The sequence below is a fragment of the Coprococcus ammoniilyticus genome (assembly GCF_025567345.1).
GTDB classification, from domain to species: domain Bacteria; phylum Bacillota; class Clostridia; order Lachnospirales; family Lachnospiraceae; genus Coprococcus; species Coprococcus ammoniilyticus.
In genome coordinates, this window is sequence record NZ_JAOQJS010000003.1 from 258,168 (window position 1) to 276,330 (window position 18,163).

Annotated in this window: 14 protein-coding genes and 1 riboswitch; all 14 genes read right to left on the bottom strand. The window is 42.4% G+C overall.

All coding sequences use genetic code 11. The annotated features are described in order from the left end of the window. Window positions 1–18: 18 nt before the first annotated feature. The 14 genes from OCV60_RS05785 to OCV60_RS05850 all read right to left on the bottom strand — a co-directional run bounded on the left by OCV60_RS05785 (window position 19) and on the right by OCV60_RS05850 (window position 18,069). The gene (locus tag OCV60_RS05785; RefSeq protein ID WP_021944853.1) at window positions 19–930 is read right to left on the bottom strand and encodes a diacylglycerol/lipid kinase family protein; all 912 of its coding nucleotides are present in this window, start codon (window positions 928–930) and stop codon (window positions 19–21) included. A 68-nt stretch (window positions 931–998) separates the two neighbouring features. After that, window positions 999–1,679: a 7-cyano-7-deazaguanine synthase QueC gene (queC, locus tag OCV60_RS05790; RefSeq protein ID WP_021944852.1), complete on the bottom strand. Its 681-nt coding sequence runs from the start codon at window positions 1,677–1,679 to the stop codon at window positions 999–1,001. 13 nt (window positions 1,680–1,692) lie between these two features. Beyond that, window positions 1,693–2,274, bottom strand: coding sequence for a GTP cyclohydrolase I FolE (gene folE, locus OCV60_RS05795; protein ID WP_008401371.1), 582 nt, complete (start codon window positions 2,272–2,274; stop codon window positions 1,693–1,695). 78 nt (window positions 2,275–2,352) lie between these two features. Continuing rightward, a complete protein-coding gene (gene queE / locus OCV60_RS05800; protein WP_262529694.1) occupies window positions 2,353–3,021 on the bottom strand; it encodes a putative 7-carboxy-7-deazaguanine synthase QueE in 669 nt (222 codons plus the stop codon). Window positions 3,022–3,160: 139 nt separating this feature from the next. Beyond that, window positions 3,161–3,580, bottom strand: coding sequence for a 6-carboxytetrahydropterin synthase QueD (gene queD / locus OCV60_RS05805; protein WP_021944851.1), 420 nt, complete (start codon window positions 3,578–3,580; stop codon window positions 3,161–3,163). A gap of 383 nt (window positions 3,581–3,963) precedes the next feature. Then, a complete protein-coding gene (gene thrC, locus OCV60_RS05810; RefSeq protein WP_117785116.1) occupies window positions 3,964–5,451 on the bottom strand; it encodes a threonine synthase in 1,488 nt (495 codons plus the stop codon). Between the two features lie 233 nt (window positions 5,452–5,684). After that, window positions 5,685–11,060: a glycoside hydrolase family 9 protein gene (locus OCV60_RS05815; protein WP_262529696.1), complete on the bottom strand. Its 5,376-nt coding sequence runs from the start codon at window positions 11,058–11,060 to the stop codon at window positions 5,685–5,687. 602 nt (window positions 11,061–11,662) lie between these two features. Further along, on the bottom strand, window positions 11,663–12,631 hold the full coding sequence (locus OCV60_RS05820; RefSeq protein WP_021944849.1) for a 3D domain-containing protein: 969 nt from the start codon (window positions 12,629–12,631) through the stop codon (window positions 11,663–11,665). Between the two features lie 438 nt (window positions 12,632–13,069). Then, window positions 13,070–14,047 (bottom strand): tRNA dihydrouridine synthase DusB, encoded by a 978-nt coding sequence (dusB, locus tag OCV60_RS05825; protein ID WP_173788955.1) that lies wholly within the window; start codon window positions 14,045–14,047, stop codon window positions 13,070–13,072. An 8-nt stretch (window positions 14,048–14,055) separates the two neighbouring features. Continuing rightward, window positions 14,056–14,829, bottom strand: coding sequence for a type III pantothenate kinase (locus OCV60_RS05830; RefSeq protein WP_021944847.1), 774 nt, complete (start codon window positions 14,827–14,829; stop codon window positions 14,056–14,058). Window positions 14,830–14,838: 9 nt separating this feature from the next. Continuing rightward, window positions 14,839–15,165 (bottom strand): DUF6145 family protein, encoded by a 327-nt coding sequence (locus tag OCV60_RS05835; protein WP_008401359.1) that lies wholly within the window; start codon window positions 15,163–15,165, stop codon window positions 14,839–14,841. 8 nt (window positions 15,166–15,173) lie between these two features. After that, window positions 15,174–15,929 (bottom strand): 4-hydroxy-tetrahydrodipicolinate reductase, encoded by a 756-nt coding sequence (gene dapB, locus OCV60_RS05840; RefSeq protein ID WP_021944846.1) that lies wholly within the window; start codon window positions 15,927–15,929, stop codon window positions 15,174–15,176. A gap of 226 nt (window positions 15,930–16,155) precedes the next feature. Then, entirely contained in the window at window positions 16,156–17,040 is an 885-nt protein-coding gene (gene dapA, locus OCV60_RS05845; RefSeq protein ID WP_021944845.1) for a 4-hydroxy-tetrahydrodipicolinate synthase, read from the bottom strand. Between the two features lie 117 nt (window positions 17,041–17,157). After that, window positions 17,158–17,332: riboswitch (Lysine riboswitch) on the bottom strand. A 107-nt stretch (window positions 17,333–17,439) separates the two neighbouring features. Further along, window positions 17,440–18,069: a single-stranded DNA-binding protein gene (locus tag OCV60_RS05850; RefSeq protein ID WP_021944844.1), complete on the bottom strand. Its 630-nt coding sequence runs from the start codon at window positions 18,067–18,069 to the stop codon at window positions 17,440–17,442. Window positions 18,070–18,163: the final 94 nt, after the last annotated feature.

An 18,163-nucleotide genomic window follows, 5' to 3' on the forward strand; every position in this document is an offset into this window, starting at 1 on the left:
CTTTCAACTCAGTTTGAACTACTTAACTTCTTCTTTTTCTTCTTCCGGTGATACCAGTAGAGCGATTGCCCGTCTGTGAACCGATATCTCTGATCTGGTATATTCTCCACCATATTCACCATCCAGGGTCCATGCGATCGGCTCTTCGCTCTCGATCACAACACGATTCGTACGGAATGCCACCATATTAGTCTCATTTGTATTTCCAAGGAGCAGCGAATTGATGATTCTCTGGAGATCTGCAAGATTCTGGATCTTACGGATCAGAACCCCTTCAAACAAGCCATCGTCGAATTCAACTCCATGGCTGGTCAGACTCTTATATCCGCCAACCGATACTGAATTCGATATCATACCGAACATGAACTCACCGGTATATGTCTGGTTATTAAATTCAATCTTCAGATTATATGTCGGAACATTTACAAGACTCTTCATACCCTGTAATACATATGCAGCATGTCCTAAAATATTCTTCATATTCTGAGGGGTTGCATAAGATGTATCCGAAAAAATGCCAAACGCCGCAACATAGACAAAATAATTCTTATTCAGTTCTCCGACATCTACCGAAAAAGGTGCGGCCGCGACAAGCTGTTCCGCTGCCTCGATCGCTTCCTTTGGAATCTCAAGGCTTCTGGCATAATCATTTGTCGAGCCACATGGGATATATCCCAGCGGCCGATTCAGTCCACATTCCATAAATCCTGTAACCGTATTACCAAGAGTTCCGTCACCTCCGGCACATACGATCACATCGTACTTCTCTCCTTCTTCTTTTACGACACGGGCAGCATCGCCGACTCCCTGTGTCAGATAAATTCTGACTTCATATTCTTTCTTGCAAAAGACATCTATCACATCTATAAGACAATTCTTCAAAGTTGTTCGTCCCGCTTTGGGATTTACAATAAACAGCATCTTCTTCATATTCATACCTCATTACTGTTTACAGGAACACATTTATCCGATTGCTCTGTTCCCGTCTGACTTATGCTTTATGCATTGTGATTCTTTTTATATTCCATGTAAAGATCATATCCCTTTTTTCTGAGCTTACAGGATGGACAATGGCCGCATCCTTCACCCGGAATACCATTATAACAGGTAAGGGTCATATCTCTAATAACATCGAGTCCGCCGAGTTCATCTGCCAGCTTCCAGGTCTCCATCTTATCGATCCACATCAATGGTGTGATGATATCGAATTCATAGTCCATCGCAAGATTCAGTGTTGTATTCAATGATTTGATGAAAATATCTCTACAGTCAGGATAGCCGGAGAAATCACTCTGGCTGACACCGGTTATAATGTCGCTGACGCCCTTCTGCTTCGCATAAATCGCTACAAATGTCAGGAATACCATATTTCTTCCATCTACAAATGTATTCGGTGTACCGACCTCCGGTGCATTCTCGTCTACTTTCATCTCACTTCTTGTCAATGAATTTGGTGCAAGCTGATTCAACAGACTCATATCCAGAATATGATGCTCTACTCCAAATTTTTCAGCAATCTTCTTTGCACATTCTAATTCTTTTATATGCTTTTGTCCATAGTCAAATGATACTGCGTATACTTTTTTATACTTCTTAAGTGCCCATAACAGACAGGTCGTACTGTCCTGTCCACCACTGAATACAACAACTGCTTCATCTCTGTTCTTCAAATTCTGCATCTTTCATATCCTCCTATCGGTTCATCATCAATACTTTATTCTGTAAATTCACATCATTCTCAAATGCACCACGGAACGTCGTTGTATAAGTCTTCGTTCCCGGCTTCTTAATGCCCCTTGCTGTCATGCAGCTATGATTTGCCTCGATCAGTACGGCTACATCCGGTGAGCCTGCTGCCTTTCCAACCACATATGCGATATCGGATCCGATCCGCTCCTGAAGCTGCAACCGCTTCGCTACCATGTCTGCGATCCGTGCGATTTTGCTGAGTCCTAAGACCCTGCCATGTGGGATGTATGCCACTGACACCTTCATATCATACATCAGTGCCATATGATGTTCGCAGTAGCTAAACACCTCGATATCCTTTACGAATACCATATCACTTGTATGTGCTGCATCTTCCTCTTTGAATGTCTTGCCAAACATCTCAGCAATCTCATCGTTGGTATAATTCATTCCCTCAAATACTTCTTCATACATTCGCGCAACACGGTCCGGTGTCTCTTTTAAGCCTTCCCGGTCAGGGTCATCACCAAGTGCTACAAGGATTCCACGTATATGCTCCTTTATTGCTTCTTTATCAATTGCCATTTCTACTCCATTCTCTTATTACTCTTAATCTATTATCCAAATAATACGTTAATATCGATACCTGCGGTTTCATCCGTTTTACACTCCGCGCATCTCCGGATCCCAGATATACTTATGAAGCTGTAACTGTAATTTTACACCATTCATTTCATTCTCGATCATAAAATCAACGATATCCTCCGGATTGATCTTACCGTATACCGGACTGATATAGACGTTTGATTTGATATCCAATGCCCATTCATGAATAATGTCTCTTGCTGTTTCCAGATCCTTGATCGAGCCGGATACGAACTTTACCGCATCCTTCTTATCAATGTAGTTATAATTTGAAAAGCACATATTACTTTCCATTCCGCTTCCCAGAAGCTTATAATCAAGTGTAAATGCTACCCGGTCTGTCAGTGCTTTAAACTCTGCGATATCCACACTTCCGTTTGTCTCTACTTCTACCTGAAGCTCCTCATCCATCGCCAGCATCAGGAGCAGCTTATCGATATCCTTCTGGATCAATGGTTCTCCACCGGTTAATGTCACGTTTCTGACTCCGGTTCGTTTGATATAGTCATAGATTTCTTCATCCGTCAGTTCTTCGTATGGGGCATCTGCTTCATTTGCCCATTTGGTATCACAGTAACTGCAATTCAGGTTGCAGCCTGTAAAACGAATAAATACTGCCAATTCTCCGGCTTTTACGGATTCACCGTTGATGCTGACAAATCGTTCCGCTACTTTAAATTTTGCCATTTCTATTTCCTTCTTACTTTTTGTATATGGTATTCTTCGATGTCATTTATCTATTATGACATCCTTGATCTTGCCTGTTATTTATTCTAAGTCTTTTTTGACTTATATTATTTTACGCTATATAGTTTTTCTTCTGCTATTATGCCATATACGTCGCTGCATTGGTCGGGGTCTCATAAACTGTGGTACGAAGCACCTGATATCCCTTATCTGCCATATATTCATAAAAATACTTTGCCAGATTCTCTGCTGTCGGACGCATCGGAAGCTCGATGATACGGAACTGTTCTTCTGCCAGTGCTTCCATCGTTTTTTCCCTCAATGTACCTTTCTCCATAATCAGGCAATGATCCATCTCTTCTGTTTTCTCTCTGAGATCCTTTTTCAGATCTCCAAAATCTACAACCATGCCTCTGGTCTGTCCGTCCTGCATCAGCTTCTCGCCGCCGACTTCAACTTCAACCGTCCAGCGGTGTCCGTGCAGATTTCTGCATTTACCCTCATAGCCCGCAAGGAAATGCGCGCTGTCAAAACTTGAATTTGTCTTTAAACTGTACATATCTTCCTCTTTCTTTTATTTTCGAATGTTATATTACACAGTTGTCAGCTTGTACGATGTAATAAGCATCGACATTTGTGTAGTTTCGTTATGAGACCTGCACTAGCTGCCAGCACCAAGCCCATGCTTGAACCCGTATGGGTGAGTTTGGGCGACTGCTGACAAATAGGCGTGCAGGTCGAATAGAAACGAAACAAGTCGGGCGATTACATCATACAAGCTGACAGCTGTGCAATATAACATTCCTATGTAAAAAACGCGCATATAGGAAAATGCCCTTCATGCGCGTTTTTTCCTAGTTTTGTTTAGTGACAGGATGGTATTAATGAACTGTCAGTTATTCTGTTTCTGTATTGCCTGTCATATCTGACCGGCATCTGTTTTTAGATGTTTAAGAACTTCTTTACGACGCTCTCCATTTCTTCTTTGTCACATACTGTGTCGTGAAGAACAGGAGCTGTACGGATGTCCTCGATCGCCTGTGGAACCTTTACGCCGGATAACTTGCAGAGCTCATCGACTAATTCAAAGTCGCTCTTTGCTGCATAAGCCTCATCGATAGATTCCATAACACTTCTTGTAAACTTATATGGGCTTGCTGTAGAAGCGATAACCGTAGGAGTCTTATCTCCTGTTTCATTTACATACTTGTCATATACGGTCGCTGCTACTGCTGTATGTGTATCCATGATATAAGAATCCGATTCATATACTTTCTTGATCGTTGCCGAGGTTTCTGCTTCTGTTGCATAACCGCCCGCAAATTCAGCAAGCTTTGCTTTCATCTCATCTGTGATCGTATATACACCTTCTGTGCTTAACTGCTTCATCAGTGCTGCATTCTTCTCTGCATCATTTCCTGCGATCTTGTAGATCAGTCTCTCTAAGTTGCTTGAGATCAGGATATCCATAGATGGTGATGTTGTTAAGATAAATTCACGATTTCTGTCATAAGTACCTGTTGTAAAGAAATCATATAATACCTTATTGTCATTTGATGCACATACGAACTTCGCGATCGGAAGTCCCATTTCTTTTGCATAATATGCTGCAAGGATATTTCCAAAGTTTCCGGTTGGTACAACAACATTGATCTTGTCGCCAGCCTGGATCGTACCGTCCTTAACCAGTCTTGTATATGCATATACATAATAAACCATCTGCGGAACCAGACGTCCGATATTGATTGAATTGGCGGATGAGAACTGATATCCTTTCTCGTCCATGTATGAAGCAAGTTTCTCATCTGAGAACATCTTCTTAACACCTGTCTGTGCGTCATCGAAGTTGCCTGTAATTCCTACGACAAATGTATTTTCACCCTTCTGGGTTACCATCTGCTTCTCCTGGATCGGGCTTACACCATGCTTTGGATAGAATACGATGATCTTTGTTCCCGGTACATCTGCAAATCCTGCAAGTGCTGCCTTTCCTGTATCACCGGAAGTAGCTGTCAAAATAACGATCTCGTTCTTTACATGATTCTTCTTTGCAGATGTTGTAAGCAGATAAGGAAGAATGGATAATGCCATATCCTTAAATGCAATCGTTGAACCGTGGAATAATTCCAGATAATATGCACCTGCTTTATGTACGAGTGGTGCGATCTCCGGTGTATCAAATTTCTTGTCATATGCTGAATTGATACAATGCTTTAACTCTTCTTCTGTAAAATCCGTAAACATCAGCTTCATTACTTCATAAGCAACCTGCTGATAGTTCATCTGCGCCAGATCTGTAAGGCTGACATCAAGAGCAGGAATACTGTCAGGAACAAATAACCCTCCTTCATTTGCAAGACCTTTTAAGATTGCTTCTGATGCGGTTGCTGTTTCATTTGCATTTCTTGTACTTCTGTATATCAATTCCATATGGCACTCTCCTTCTGTTTTATTTACTCTTTTGACTTATGCAGGCTTTCCTTTTCTGATGCTTTCATCCAGATATACTGAAATCAACCTGCAAGCGTCCACATTATAGCATACCCATTTTCAAAACACAAGATGGCGGAAGCATCTCTCAAATCTGTTTTTTATATTTTATAGAATTGATCGATCTTCCGCCATCTGTATTGTCTTCTTCCATCTGTTACAAATGGAATAAATTATTTTACCTTAATGGTGATGGTTGCTTTCTTACCACTTCCATCTTTTGCTTTTGCTGTGATCTTAACCGTTCCCTTCTTCTTTCCGGTTACCTTACCCTTAGCTGTTACCTTTGCAACCTTCGGATTGCTGGAGGTCCATGTCACTTCTTTACTGATTCCCTTTGTCGGAGTCAGCTTTGTTTTTAAGGTTATAGACTGTTTCTTCTTGATCGTTACTTTCTTTACTGCCTTTTTCTTCGATGTGATCGTAACCTTCTTAACTGCCTTTTTCATAACCTTAACCGTATAGGTTGCTTTCACCTTGCTGTTGCCAACCGCTGTTGCTGTTACCTTGATCGTCTTTCCCTTAGCAGCTTTCTTCACTGTCAGCACACCCTTGCTGTTAATAGATGCATATTTCTTATCCGATTTACGGATCGTCCATTTTACCTTCTTATTTGTCGCTTTCTTAGGTGTAACGGTTGCTTTCAAAGTCAGCTTCTTTCCCGGAGCGATTTTTTTAGTTGCTGCCTGGATCTTGACCTTTGCCGGTTTGACCGTCTTCTTTGGTGCTTCTGTTGTTGGTTCATCGGTCGTCGGCTTTTCGGTCGTCGGTTTCTCGGTTGTCGGCTTTTCCGGATTCGGTGTTGGTGTCGGTGTTACTGTTTCTTTCTTCTTTACCGTAACGGTGCAGGAGCCTGTAACGCCACTTCCGTCCTTCGCTGTTACCGTAATAACTGCAGTTCCGGCACTTACGCCCTTCACTTCACCGGTCTGCGATACACTTGCCACTTTCTCGTTGCTGCTCTTCCAGTCAAATGTCTTCCGTGTTGCATTTGCCGGTATAACGGCCGCTACTGCGATCCGTTCTGTATCACCAATATTTAATACCACGCTGGTCTTATTTAACGTGATCTTCTCGATCAGGATCGTATCCGGGATCTCATCTCCATTTTCATCCTTTGGTTTCGATGAAAAGATATCCTTTGAACCTGAAGAGGATGCTACTGTATTGTCTCCAACCAGAATAATATTGTCTGATTTGATCGGTGGTTTCTTCGTAACCTGATATGCTCCGACCGTTACCTTGGAATCCTCGATCCGTACAGTATCTGCTTTGATCGCCGTTCCTGTCTCATCTGTTCCTGCAGCAAGCTCTGCATCCCGGATCAGAACTGTACCACCTGCTGAGATACCCTCATCAACCGATACCTTTCCGCCTTTGATCGTTATATCTCCTGCTGCAGATATCTTACCGGATACTGTAAGGGATCCATTTCCGCTGATCACAAGTCCGCCATCCGTCTCGACATTACCTGCGATCGTTACCGTTCCTTTTCTTATGATCTCCGTCTTACCATCTGCATTTCCGATGATCGCAACGGCTCCAACCTCCGCCTGATCCAATGTGATCTTTATCGCTCTATCTGCCTTAATAACAAGCTCCTTATTCTTTCCTGTAATCACATAGTCCCTGCCATCTTCCGTAAGTGTGAGAACCGGTTCCGTATAGCTGACTGTTGTTCTGCCATCATCTGTCCGTAATGCATCCTGATATTCTTTGTCCGCAATCTTTGCTATATCGATCGTATATGGATCCTGAACAAGTGTATATACCGTAAGCAATTTCACTGTTTTTCCTGCATATGCAGTTGCAGTTTCTGCATAGCTGCCTGAAACTGTATACTTTGTAAAGCTTCGTAATCCGGCAAATTCAATTGTCTCTCCATTGGAAGCTGCCTGCTTCCACGTTGTTCCATCCACTGAATACCGGACACCCGCCTGACCGGAGATCCGGATCGTATCCTTTGTTCTTGCAAGAAGTGTCACAGTATCCGGAACTGCTGTCTGTTCTGCCTTTCGTACTTTTACAGAAACCATCTTTTTATAAACAGCATCTTCATCAGAGTCCTCGATCTGATACTGTTTTTTGCTTGTATCACTCCATGTAAATACAACCTCATACTGATTGATACCATTTGCTACTTCCTGTTCGCCCATTGTTACATCCGGGGTGCTCCATGCAAATGTTCCATACTCGGTTGAACCGCCTGCAAGAGTAGAATCAGAAAGCTTCTGTCCATATACCAGCTCGGAAGCCTCCGGGAATGTGATAGCCGGAAGTCCTGCTCTGCTGACTGTTACCGTCACATTCTGTGTGATCGTTCCTGCTGCTGCATCATACCCTGTGATCTGATCAAATGCATAATTCTTCTTTGCATCGGAACGAAGGGTTAATAGCACCTGTCCCTGATACGTTCCTCGTTCCGGTTTCGCTGCTGCATCTGCCCATGCAAATGTTCCATAGGTCTCATCTCCACCAGATAACTTCGACTCGGAAAGCGTCTGACCCGTTACGATCATTCCTGCTGTCGGGAATGTAATACCCGTTACCGGACATTTCTCAACCGTTGCAGATACCGGAATCTGATAGGACTGTCCGTTATCTGCCTCTACCAGCAGATTATCACTGTAAGAGCCTGTATCCTTACCTGTCTTTAATGCCACAACCACAGTTGTCTTATCTGACGCTGCAACCTTTATGGATGTATCACCGGATATTTCAAATGGACTGTCTGTGCTTTTTTCTAACTGTATCGTTACAGATCCTGTATCATTTCCCTTATTCTCTAATACCAGTGACGCTGTCGATCCTGCTTCATATCCATAAATAACAGGAGCACAGGTTAAAGCTGTCCGATCTGTAACAAATTCTGCCTTTGGTGCAGCCTTTACTGTCACCCTGCAGCTTGCTGTGAGATTTGTTCCATCTGTCGTTGTAGCTGTCACAGTTGTCTCACCTGCTCCGACCGCAGTTACCTTTCCTGTTTCCGAAACAGTCGCTACCTTCTTGTTTTCAGATTTCCATGCCACCTTCTGTTCTGCAGTCTTTGGAGTAACCGTTGCGCGGATCGTAGTATCAAGTCCTTCTGTTAATTCAACGATCAGGCTATCCAGTTTGATGGCTGTTGCCTTTACTTCTTTCTCTGTATCATCACCGGAATTTGTTCCATAATAAGTTTTCACGCCTACAGCAGCAAGTTCTGCCGCAGAGGCTGTCTTTGTACTATAATTCGTTGCATTCTTCTTTGCATAAGATAACTTTACTGTCTTATCATTCTTGTGAACCAGATAAAGTCCTGCTGCCGCACCAACCAGTCCGGCATTATAATCAAGTGCTACTTCATTGCAATAATAATCTCCCTGATCGTCTTTATAGGTTCCATCCGCCCCGGGTCCGCCTACCAATGCTCCAAGCAGCGTATAATGATCACTATTTATGATCTTCGAATCTGTCGATCTGGATGCCGCTCTGTGATGCGGATATTTACTGGAGTTCTCATTATAGCCTACGATATAGCATCGTTTATTCGGATTATCTCCTAACATATAGTTCATCTGACTGGTTGCCCAGTCTGCATATGTTGTTTTTCCTGTCAGCTTATCATATACCAGACCGGTAAACTGCTCTGCTGCACTGTATCTGCAGGAGCCCCAGTCACTAACACAGTTAAATACTCCATCGATGGCACTCTTGCCTTTGCATACATCTGTAATACTTGCAATCTTTGCAGTATCCTTCTGCAGCATGCATGCCAGTGCTCCGGTATTTGCCCAGTCGATCACCCAGTACTGATTCACACCATTCCCGGAATTATCTTTGTATGTATTATAAACTGAATTATAAGAGGTATTGCCTGTAGCAACAGCAAGCGCACTTGCTGCAAGTGCATAGTCATCACCATATGACGTAGACGCATAAAATGATGATGCGCCCTCTGTTGCACATGCTTTATTATTTTTCTCTACAAATGTAAAGAGATCCTTTGCTGTCTTTAAATCCTCATTATTTCCAAAGTTAATATAGTTCAATGCCAGCGCTGCGATCGCAACACTCACTTCATCTGTAGCCGGATTGCTCGCATCTGCAAAGAATGCCGGACGACTGATCGTCTGTCCCTCCGGTGCTGTCCATACACCATGATCTGTATTACCGTCACCTACCTGATAACAGAATGCGATAACCTGATCTCCCTCATACACTGTACACCGCTTAAAGTAATCGCAGAAATAATCCGTGATCTTCTTCAGATGTTCCTTCTGACCAAGCTCGTCAAATGCATCCTTGAACTGATAATAGCTCATTCCAAGCATAGATGCTGCATATCCCTGTGGAAGTCCGAATTTCACATGATCGCCTGCATCATGGAAACCACCGGAAGCATCTACATTGTAGGTTTTTCCATTCTTTGTATATGTTACATTTTTATCATAGGTATGGCAGTTTCCACGCCAGGAAAGTGCACAGGTGTCTTCCAGATAACCACACATATTTGCGTCATAGAAATACAGACTTTCCTGCAATGCCTTTGCATAGTTGAATTCTACATCCAGATCTTTATTCGTTGTGGTATCACCTGATGAGGTTCCACCGGAACCGCCGGAGCCGCCTGTATTATCATTGGTATCTCCCTTGGAATAATCTACAGAAGATGAAGTTCCTTTGTTATAATAAACTCCCTTTACCTGAATACTGGATACATCTACATATTTTGCTACGAATCCACCACCTGGTATATCATTCTGCATTGTTCCTGCCGCAAGGACTGCATTTCCCCCACTCTGCATCGGATACATATAGATCGTATCACCATCTGCCACAAAGGTTGCATTCCAACACTTAAATGCCGAAGCTGTACCGGATGGTACCTGTAATACTACGATCCAGTCACAGATTGATGCTCCCGTATTATTGCTGATCGCCATTTCAAAACCTGACCAGTCATTGCTTGGTGTTCCTTGATTCTTCATAGTTGCTGTCACACCTGATGAATACTCTCTCTCTGTTCCAAAATCAGAAGAATCGGAACCGCTGCCGGAATCTCCACCTGAACTGCTGCCTGAGTTTACCAGAACCGCCTCTTTAATCTTGTATGTAATACTTGTTACATTTTCAAACTGAAAACCGAAATTATATAACTGACCGGATTTGCTATAGAATTGTGTCAGGTCCAGTTCTACGGTCTGAGTGCCGGAGCCTGCATTCACATTGATCCATTCACCCTTCCATGTTCCTTTCGCATTTACAAATGCCTGTCCGCCAATATTTCCCGTTCCATTGACTGATGATACCTCGAAGCTGACACGAAGCTTGGTAAGCCCAGCACTCTTAAGCTCCGACAGATCGCTGTATCCGCCATTTCCAAGATCAAGGCTGACCTGATTATCCACATTTCCACTTGCTGTCACCTGATCCGTACTGTAAGACAGCGCAATCGTCTCCCCCGCTGCCTCTGTCTTGTCTGAAGGAATCACTACAAGGCTTACTGCCATTGCAAATGACAGCATCCATGCTATGACCCTTGTAACCCATTTGTCCCTTTGTCTGCTCATACCTTCTCCTTCCTTTTTCTCAAAAGCCGTTCCAGCAATACCATCCCCTCATGCCATGATCTCACTGAAACAATCCTTCTTATTCGCAGTTAAACTAATTATACCAATAACTACCGGATCCCACAATGAAAATCCACTATCCATCCTTACAAATATTACTGGGTATTTTGTTCATTTTAATCTGATCTTATTCTATAAACAGACATAAGGTCCTGACTGCCGGACTACTCATATAATAAACAATGACATCTCATCTGTCGGCTCGATGAACATCGGTCGTCATATAGGAATTTATGCAAGTACAATTTCTGCATGATATGTATAACAGATAAAGCCCATGTGTAGTAACAGTCTTCTATGATCGGGAATGACATTCATGTAGTTTCGTAATGAGATACACTCTAGCTGTCAGCACCAAGCCCTTGTCCGAACCCATAGGGTGAGTTAGGGCGACTGCTGACAAATAGGCGAGTGTATCGAATAGAAACGAAATGGGTCATAACCGATCATAGAAAGCTGTTACCATACATGGGCTTTATCGTTGCCACACAACGAGAAAGGACAGAACCCAAAGGGTTCTGTCCCACTCTGTCTATACTGAATTATTTGACATATACGTCAACAGTTCTTCTTCCGTAGTTTAAAGCTGCCTGATGGCTTGAGAAGAAAATATCGATTCTGTTACCACGAATTGCACCACCTCTGTCCTCTACGACATATGTGTGACCATCAATGATAAGTTCTGTACCAAACGCAAAATTACTTGGTGCCGCAATTGTTCTTCCTTCTGTAGCATATGTACCGCTGGCTGTAATTCCATCGGACTTACCACAACAGTATGAACATCCGCAGTAAGCTGTTGTTGTGTATGTACCAAGATAAGTTCCCGGCTGATAGCTGTCATCTTCTACAAGGATTGCACCTGCTGTTGCTTCCTCTGTAGCTTCTGTAGCTTCGATTCCTGTCTGCTGCTTTTTATCTGTAGCTTCTGTTGTATTCTTCTTTGATTTCTTACCGTTTGACTTTGCTAATTCTGTTTCTTCTGTAGTTGTTACTTCTGTGTCCTCTGTTGTTACCAGCTCAGTTGTAATATCTTCTGCAGTGATATCTGCGGAGGATGCTTCCTCTGTTGGTTCTTCAGCAGTCTCTTCTGTAACATCCTCTACGAGGTTTGCACTTGTTGTATCTTCCTTCTCAGCAAAAGCAAGCTCTGCTTCTGTAGCTATTGTGGCATCCTCTGTCGGTACTTCTTCTTTCTTTGCCAATGCAACTGCTTCTGTTACTTTTCCGGTTTTCTCAATCTTAGCTGATAACTCAGCGTCCTTGATTGACTTCTGTAAATCTGTGTATTCAATCTTAGAATATTCAACCTTAGTATCTTCAATTGCTGTAGATTCAAGCTGGGATACAGCTATCATTTTTGCATCGGAATGGAGTTTTGATTCATCGGATGCAAATGCGATCACAGATGCAACTCCAAGGGAAGTGGATACTACAGCAATACCTGCTCTTTTCAGATATTTCTTAAGATTCTCAGAAAACATCTGGCTGGAGCTTGAAAATTTCTTCATAATATTCTCTCCTTAATTTCTTTTCGGTTTCGAAATTGTTACAAAAAGATTAACTCTTGTTTGTATCGTTATTATAATGCCTGACAATCAAAAGGTCAAGCAAACCAGCTATTTTTATTAATTATGTCGTGGCTACAAAATCTATCATCATTATTTTGTGGTATTTATAACCAATTTACATATTAATCATTTGTGCATATTATACATTTTAACATCTTAACAATTATGCAACAACTTAGCACATTGGACACTTCCACGAAGGGAATTTCTTAATTTTTAGTATCAAAACTGCAATTTTTCTTAAAAAAAACAGAAACAATTCAGAAATATATACGCATATAGCTGTAAATATTTCGAAATCATCTCTGTTTTTCGCAATATCCGCTGGATATATTTTAAAATATTTTCAAAACTGTATCAGAAATGCATCTAAAATTATTACATATCCTCTTTTGCACCTGCTTCAAACAGGGAGCCATCGGTCCATGCATCAAGCAATTCCACCATCTCGTCATAGCTCTCTACCTGATTGATCAGATTCCGAAGTCTGGAAGAATCATACATACCTGCCGAATACCATGCCACATGCTTCCGCATCTCATGGATTCCTGTAAATTCCCCTTTAAAATCAATCATCAGTCTGGCATGGCGGAGCATCGTCTCCTTCACCTGCTGCTTATCCGGTCTTGCCGGAATCTCTCCGGTCTCAAAGTATGTCTTTAATTCATGGAAGATCCATGGGTTGCCGCGCGCACCTCTTCCGATCATAAAGGCATCACAATTTGTCTGTTCCTTCATCCGGATCACATCCTCCGGTGTCAGGATATCGCCATTCCCGATCACAGGAATCTTCACAGCCGCTTTCACGTCTGCGATCACGCCCCAGTCTGCATGACCATGATAATACTGTTCTCTGGTTCTTCCATGAACAGCCACAGCAGCCGCACCGCATTCCTCTGCTATATGTGCGATTTCCGGTGCATTAATATGCCCGCCGTCAAATCCGCTTCGAATCTTGATCGTAATCGGCAGCTTACACGCTTTTGTCATTGCTGATACGATCTTTCCTATTAGCAACGGATCCTTCATCAGTGCAGACCCCTCGCCGTTATTTACAATCTTTGGAACCGGACATCCCATATTCACATCGACAAATGCAAATCCACAGTCTTCGATCTTCTTCGCCATCTCTGCAAGCAGCTCCGGGTCTGAGCCAAATAACTGCACACCGATCGGATCTTCTTCCGGGGAAACCGCAAGAAGCGGAACTGTATTCTTATTATTATAGTACAAACCCTTTGCACTGATCATTTCCGTGTATAAAATATCGCAGCCCTGTTCCTTCGCCAGCAAACGAAATGGCTGGTCACATACCCCAGCCATTGGTGCTAAAACAAGTTTATTCGTAAAATCCATAAATACTCCTATGCCTGTTTTTGTTTATCCATAATAATTCGAAGACCATACAGTGTCAGATCCGGATCATAGGTATCGATGCAGTCGGTATTCTCATAAATCATCTTACCAAGTCCACCGGTCGCAACAACCTTCATATTATCAAAGCCGGATTCCTTCCGCATACGCTTTACAATGTATTCTGTCTGTCCGATATAGCCAAGACATACACCTGCCTGCATACTGGAGATCGTATCCTTACACAGTACCGTATCCGGCACCTTGATCTCAATTTCCGGCAGCTTCGCTGTTCCGCTCCATAATGCATTTGCACCCAGACGAATACCCGGTGAAGTTACACCTGCTATAAATGAACCATCTCCATTTACCAGATCATATGTGGTTGCAGTTCCAAAATCGATCACCAGCACAGGTCCGCCATACATATGGTACGCTGCTACCGCATCTACGATACGGTCTGCACCAAGCTGTCTTGGATTTGGAATCGTAATATTAATACCTGTTTTTACCCCAGGCTCCACGATCAGAGGATCTAACTTAAAATATTTTCTTATTCCATTTGTCAGGGAATGCATCACATTTGGTACTACAGATGCAATAATAACTTCATCAATTACATCTAACGGAAGATTTCTCATTCGAAGCAATTCTCCCAAAAATACACCAAACTCATCTGAAGTTCTCGATATTCCCGTCGTCATACGGAATGTCTTCTCTAACTTTTCTCCGTCAAATAATCCCATCGTGATATTCGTATTTCCTACATCAATTGCAAATAGCATCTCTCACCTCTAATAGTCTTCCAGATAAAATACCTTATAAAACAATTCCAGACTGGAAAACAACTGCTGCTTGTCCTTCTGTAACTGCTTGATCTTCAACTCACATCCGATCTCATCATATAACAAATCCTCATCAAATGCTTCTGTTACAAGATTCAGGCTTCCCTCCTGGTCAAATTCAAGCCTCAGTATACCACCTACATCCTCTGTAAACAATACACACATGATTTTTAATTCTTTTTTTATTTCTTCCGGAAGTCCTTTAAACTCCTCATTCAGATAAAATTTCTGTTCGTACTTCGAACTAGCACATAATACAACCTTTTCTGGTTTCATTGTTTCTCCTATCCTATCACATCTGCCATATCATACATGCCTGCCGGTTTTCCTGCCAGGAATTTTGCGGCTTCTACTGCGCCCTTTGCAAATACTGACTTGGAATATGCTGTATGCTTGAACTCGATCACTTCATCGATTCCCGCAAAGATGACCTCATGTTCTCCAACAATCGTTCCGCCACGAACGGCTGAGATACCAAGCTCTTTCTTATCTCTCTTTTTTCTGACCTGACTTCTGTCGTAGACATATTCATATTCTCCGCCTCTTGCTTCATTAATAGAATCCGCAAGTGCTATCGCTGTTCCGGATGGTGCATCTACCTTCTGGTTATGATGCTTCTCAACGATCTCGATATCATAGCCTGCCGGTGCAAATACATTTGCGGCATCCTTTAACAGCTTCATCAAAGTGTTAATTCCAAGTGACATATTGGCTGACTTTAAGATTGCAACCTTTGCACTGCATTCTTTTACCTTTGCAAGCTGTTCATCACTTAAACCGGTTGTACAGAGAACTACCGGGATCTGTTTTTCCACGCTGTAATCAAGAAGTGCATCCACTGCTACTGCTGCTGCAAAGTCAACGATTACATCTGCCGCCACATCACACTTTTTAATATCTGTAAATACCGGATATCCGTTATCTCTGTTATCTGCGATATCAATGCCTGCAACGATCTGTGCATTCGGATCATCCGCTACAAGTCCTGTGATCACCTGTCCCATCTTACCATTACATCCATGCATTATAATTCGAACCATTTTCTTTTCCTCCATTTATCCTGTGTTTTTCTCATTCTGCCGTAGCAGCCGCCAAATCTCTCATGCAGACATGAGCTTTGGCTGAGTACCCGCAAACTAAACAAAAATCCCGCAGAACCTGCGGGATTTTATATACTACAGACAGATTCCTGTATCCCTTCTGTCCATCTTTGTTTATATCATACAGCCTAATCCTCTACCGGATCATCTGTATTTTCTTTTTATTCTAAAGTAAGCCGTACGCTGTCATTGCGGCCTTTAACTTCTCTACATGTGCAGGCTCCATCTCTGTTAATGGCATTCTCATTGTTCCGCCGCATAAGCCCATAAGCTCAACTGCTTTCTTAACAGGAATTGGATTTACTTCACAGAACAGTGCCTCACACAAATCGATCGTCTTTAACTGGATATCAAGACTTCCCTTTACATCGCCGTCCATGAATTTCTTAACCATATCATGTACATCTCTTGGAGCAATATTTGCTGTTACAGAGATAACACCCTTTCCACCTAATGACAGGAGTGGTACTACCTGATCATCGTTACCGGAATAAATATCGATACAGCCATCTGCCAGTTTTGCAAGCTTAACTACCTGTGCGATATTACCGGACGCTTCCTTGATACCTACGATATTTGGTACAGTCTTTGCAAGTGTAACTGCTGTCTCCGGCTGAATGTTACATCCTGTACGGGATGGTACATTGTATAAGATAATTGGAATCTTTACAGAATTCGCAATAGCTGTAAAGTGTGCGATCAGACCATTCTGGGTTGCCTTGTTGTAATATGGTGTTACTAACAGTAATCCATCTACGCCATAGCTCTCTGCCTCTGTAGAAAGGTAAATAGCTGTTCCTGTACAATTAGAACCTGCACCTGCGATAACAGGGATTCTGTGATCTACATATTCTACACATGCCTTTATACATGCGAGATGTTCTTCATGTGATAATGTAGATGCTTCACCTGTTGTTCCACATACGATAATGGCATCTGTACCATTTGCAATATGGAATTCAACAAGTTCCTTCATCTTATCGAAATCAACCTCGCCATTCTCCTTAAATGGTGTTACTAACGCTACACCTGAACCTTCAAAAATTGACATAAATTTTTCCTCCTTAAAATCTAAAACCTGTAAATCCTCGTGGAATCAATTTTACTTCTTCTATACAGTATAAAAGGCCGGCACGCGAGCGCCGACCTTTAGAAATAATATACTTTCTGAAAAAGTAGCCCTCCATCTGTGACGATGACAGTCATACAGTTATTCGCTGCACAACCAGGTTACAGCCCTATGGATAACTGCTTCCTTCGGCGGTATCCCCTTTCAACACATATCATCTACCTCCATATATATCCATATATTTACTGATAAATACCGCGCCTCTACTGAATTTTCTTTTTTCCATTAGATAAAATTACTATATCATTCCTGTCTGTTTCTGTCAATATGTAACAACTTCTTTTCCCTGCCTGTTCATTGCTTTACCGTCCCTTTGCCATGCTACTCCAGACATTCCATTTTGCTGACAGATACCTCATAAGCCGTCTTGCTGATGATCTGGTCATTCCCGATCCGTTTCTGATATTCCCGGCTCTGGATCCTGCCCCAGACCGCAACATGCTCCCCTACCTTCAGCTTCCCTGCAAATCTTGCATTTCTGCCCCAGCAGATACATGGAATATAGTCACTCTTGCCATATGCCCGGTTAACTGCAAGCAGAATATCTGCAATCTCTCTTCCAAGTGGTGTCATACGGTACACCGGCTCCTTGCAGATATAACCATCCAGATAAATCTGATTTGGTTTGTTTTCCGCTTCGCCCTCCTCATCATCCAGTACCGATATCTCCCTGACAAATACCGATAAGATCAGACGGTTTCTCGTCTCCTCATGTTTGTTATAAGAACGGAACTGTCCTCTTGCAACCACCTTTTCCCCAATATGGGAATTTTCTACATCAAATAACCGGTCAGATACCATAAGTGGTATTACGTCATAGGTATCACTCAGTCTGGCAACAACAAGATCCACCATATAAAATCCCTCTCCGAAGATCTCATGACTGAACGTAAAGTCTGACGCGATCTCCCCCGCTACGATCACCTGGTTATTGTTTAATGTTTTTTCCATGCTTTTTCTCCCTTCTGGTATATCCCTTCGAATGTATACCATAAAATATATTCTTATATACCAGAAGATATGCTGCCTTTTTTTGTCTTGTTTT

Bases quoted from the DNA above. Each gene is read 5' to 3' on its own strand.
- OCV60_RS05815 (WP_262529696.1), bottom strand. From the start codon at position 11,060: ATGAGCAGACAAAGGGACAAATGGGTTACAAGGGTCATAGCATGGATG.
- dapB (WP_021944846.1), bottom strand. From the start codon at position 15,929: ATGGTTCGAATTATAATGCATGGATGTAATGGTAAGATGGGACAGGTG.
- OCV60_RS05820 (WP_021944849.1), bottom strand. From the start codon at position 12,631: ATGAAGAAATTTTCAAGCTCCAGCCAGATGTTTTCTGAGAATCTTAAG.
- OCV60_RS05835 (WP_008401359.1), bottom strand. From the start codon at position 15,165: ATGAAACCAGAAAAGGTTGTATTATGTGCTAGTTCGAAGTACGAACAG.
- queC (WP_021944852.1), bottom strand. From the start codon at position 1,679: ATGCAGAATTTGAAGAACAGAGATGAAGCAGTTGTTGTATTCAGTGGT.
- queE (WP_262529694.1), bottom strand. From the start codon at position 3,021: ATGGCAAAATTTAAAGTAGCGGAACGATTTGTCAGCATCAACGGTGAA.
- thrC (WP_117785116.1), bottom strand. From the start codon at position 5,451: ATGGAATTGATATACAGAAGTACAAGAAATGCAAATGAAACAGCAACC.
- dapA (WP_021944845.1), bottom strand. From the start codon at position 17,040: ATGTCAATTTTTGAAGGTTCAGGTGTAGCGTTAGTAACACCATTTAAG.
- dusB (WP_173788955.1), bottom strand. From the start codon at position 14,047: ATGGATTTTACGAATAAACTTGTTTTAGCACCAATGGCTGGGGTATGT.
- OCV60_RS05830 (WP_021944847.1), bottom strand. From the start codon at position 14,829: ATGCTATTTGCAATTGATGTAGGAAATACGAATATCACGATGGGATTA.
- OCV60_RS05785 (WP_021944853.1), bottom strand. From the start codon at position 930: ATGAAGAAGATGCTGTTTATTGTAAATCCCAAAGCGGGACGAACAACT.
- OCV60_RS05850 (WP_021944844.1), bottom strand. From the start codon at position 18,069: ATGGAAAAAACATTAAACAATAACCAGGTGATCGTAGCGGGGGAGATC.
- queD (WP_021944851.1), bottom strand. From the start codon at position 3,580: ATGTACAGTTTAAAGACAAATTCAAGTTTTGACAGCGCGCATTTCCTT.
- folE (WP_008401371.1), bottom strand. From the start codon at position 2,274: ATGGCAATTGATAAAGAAGCAATAAAGGAGCATATACGTGGAATCCTT.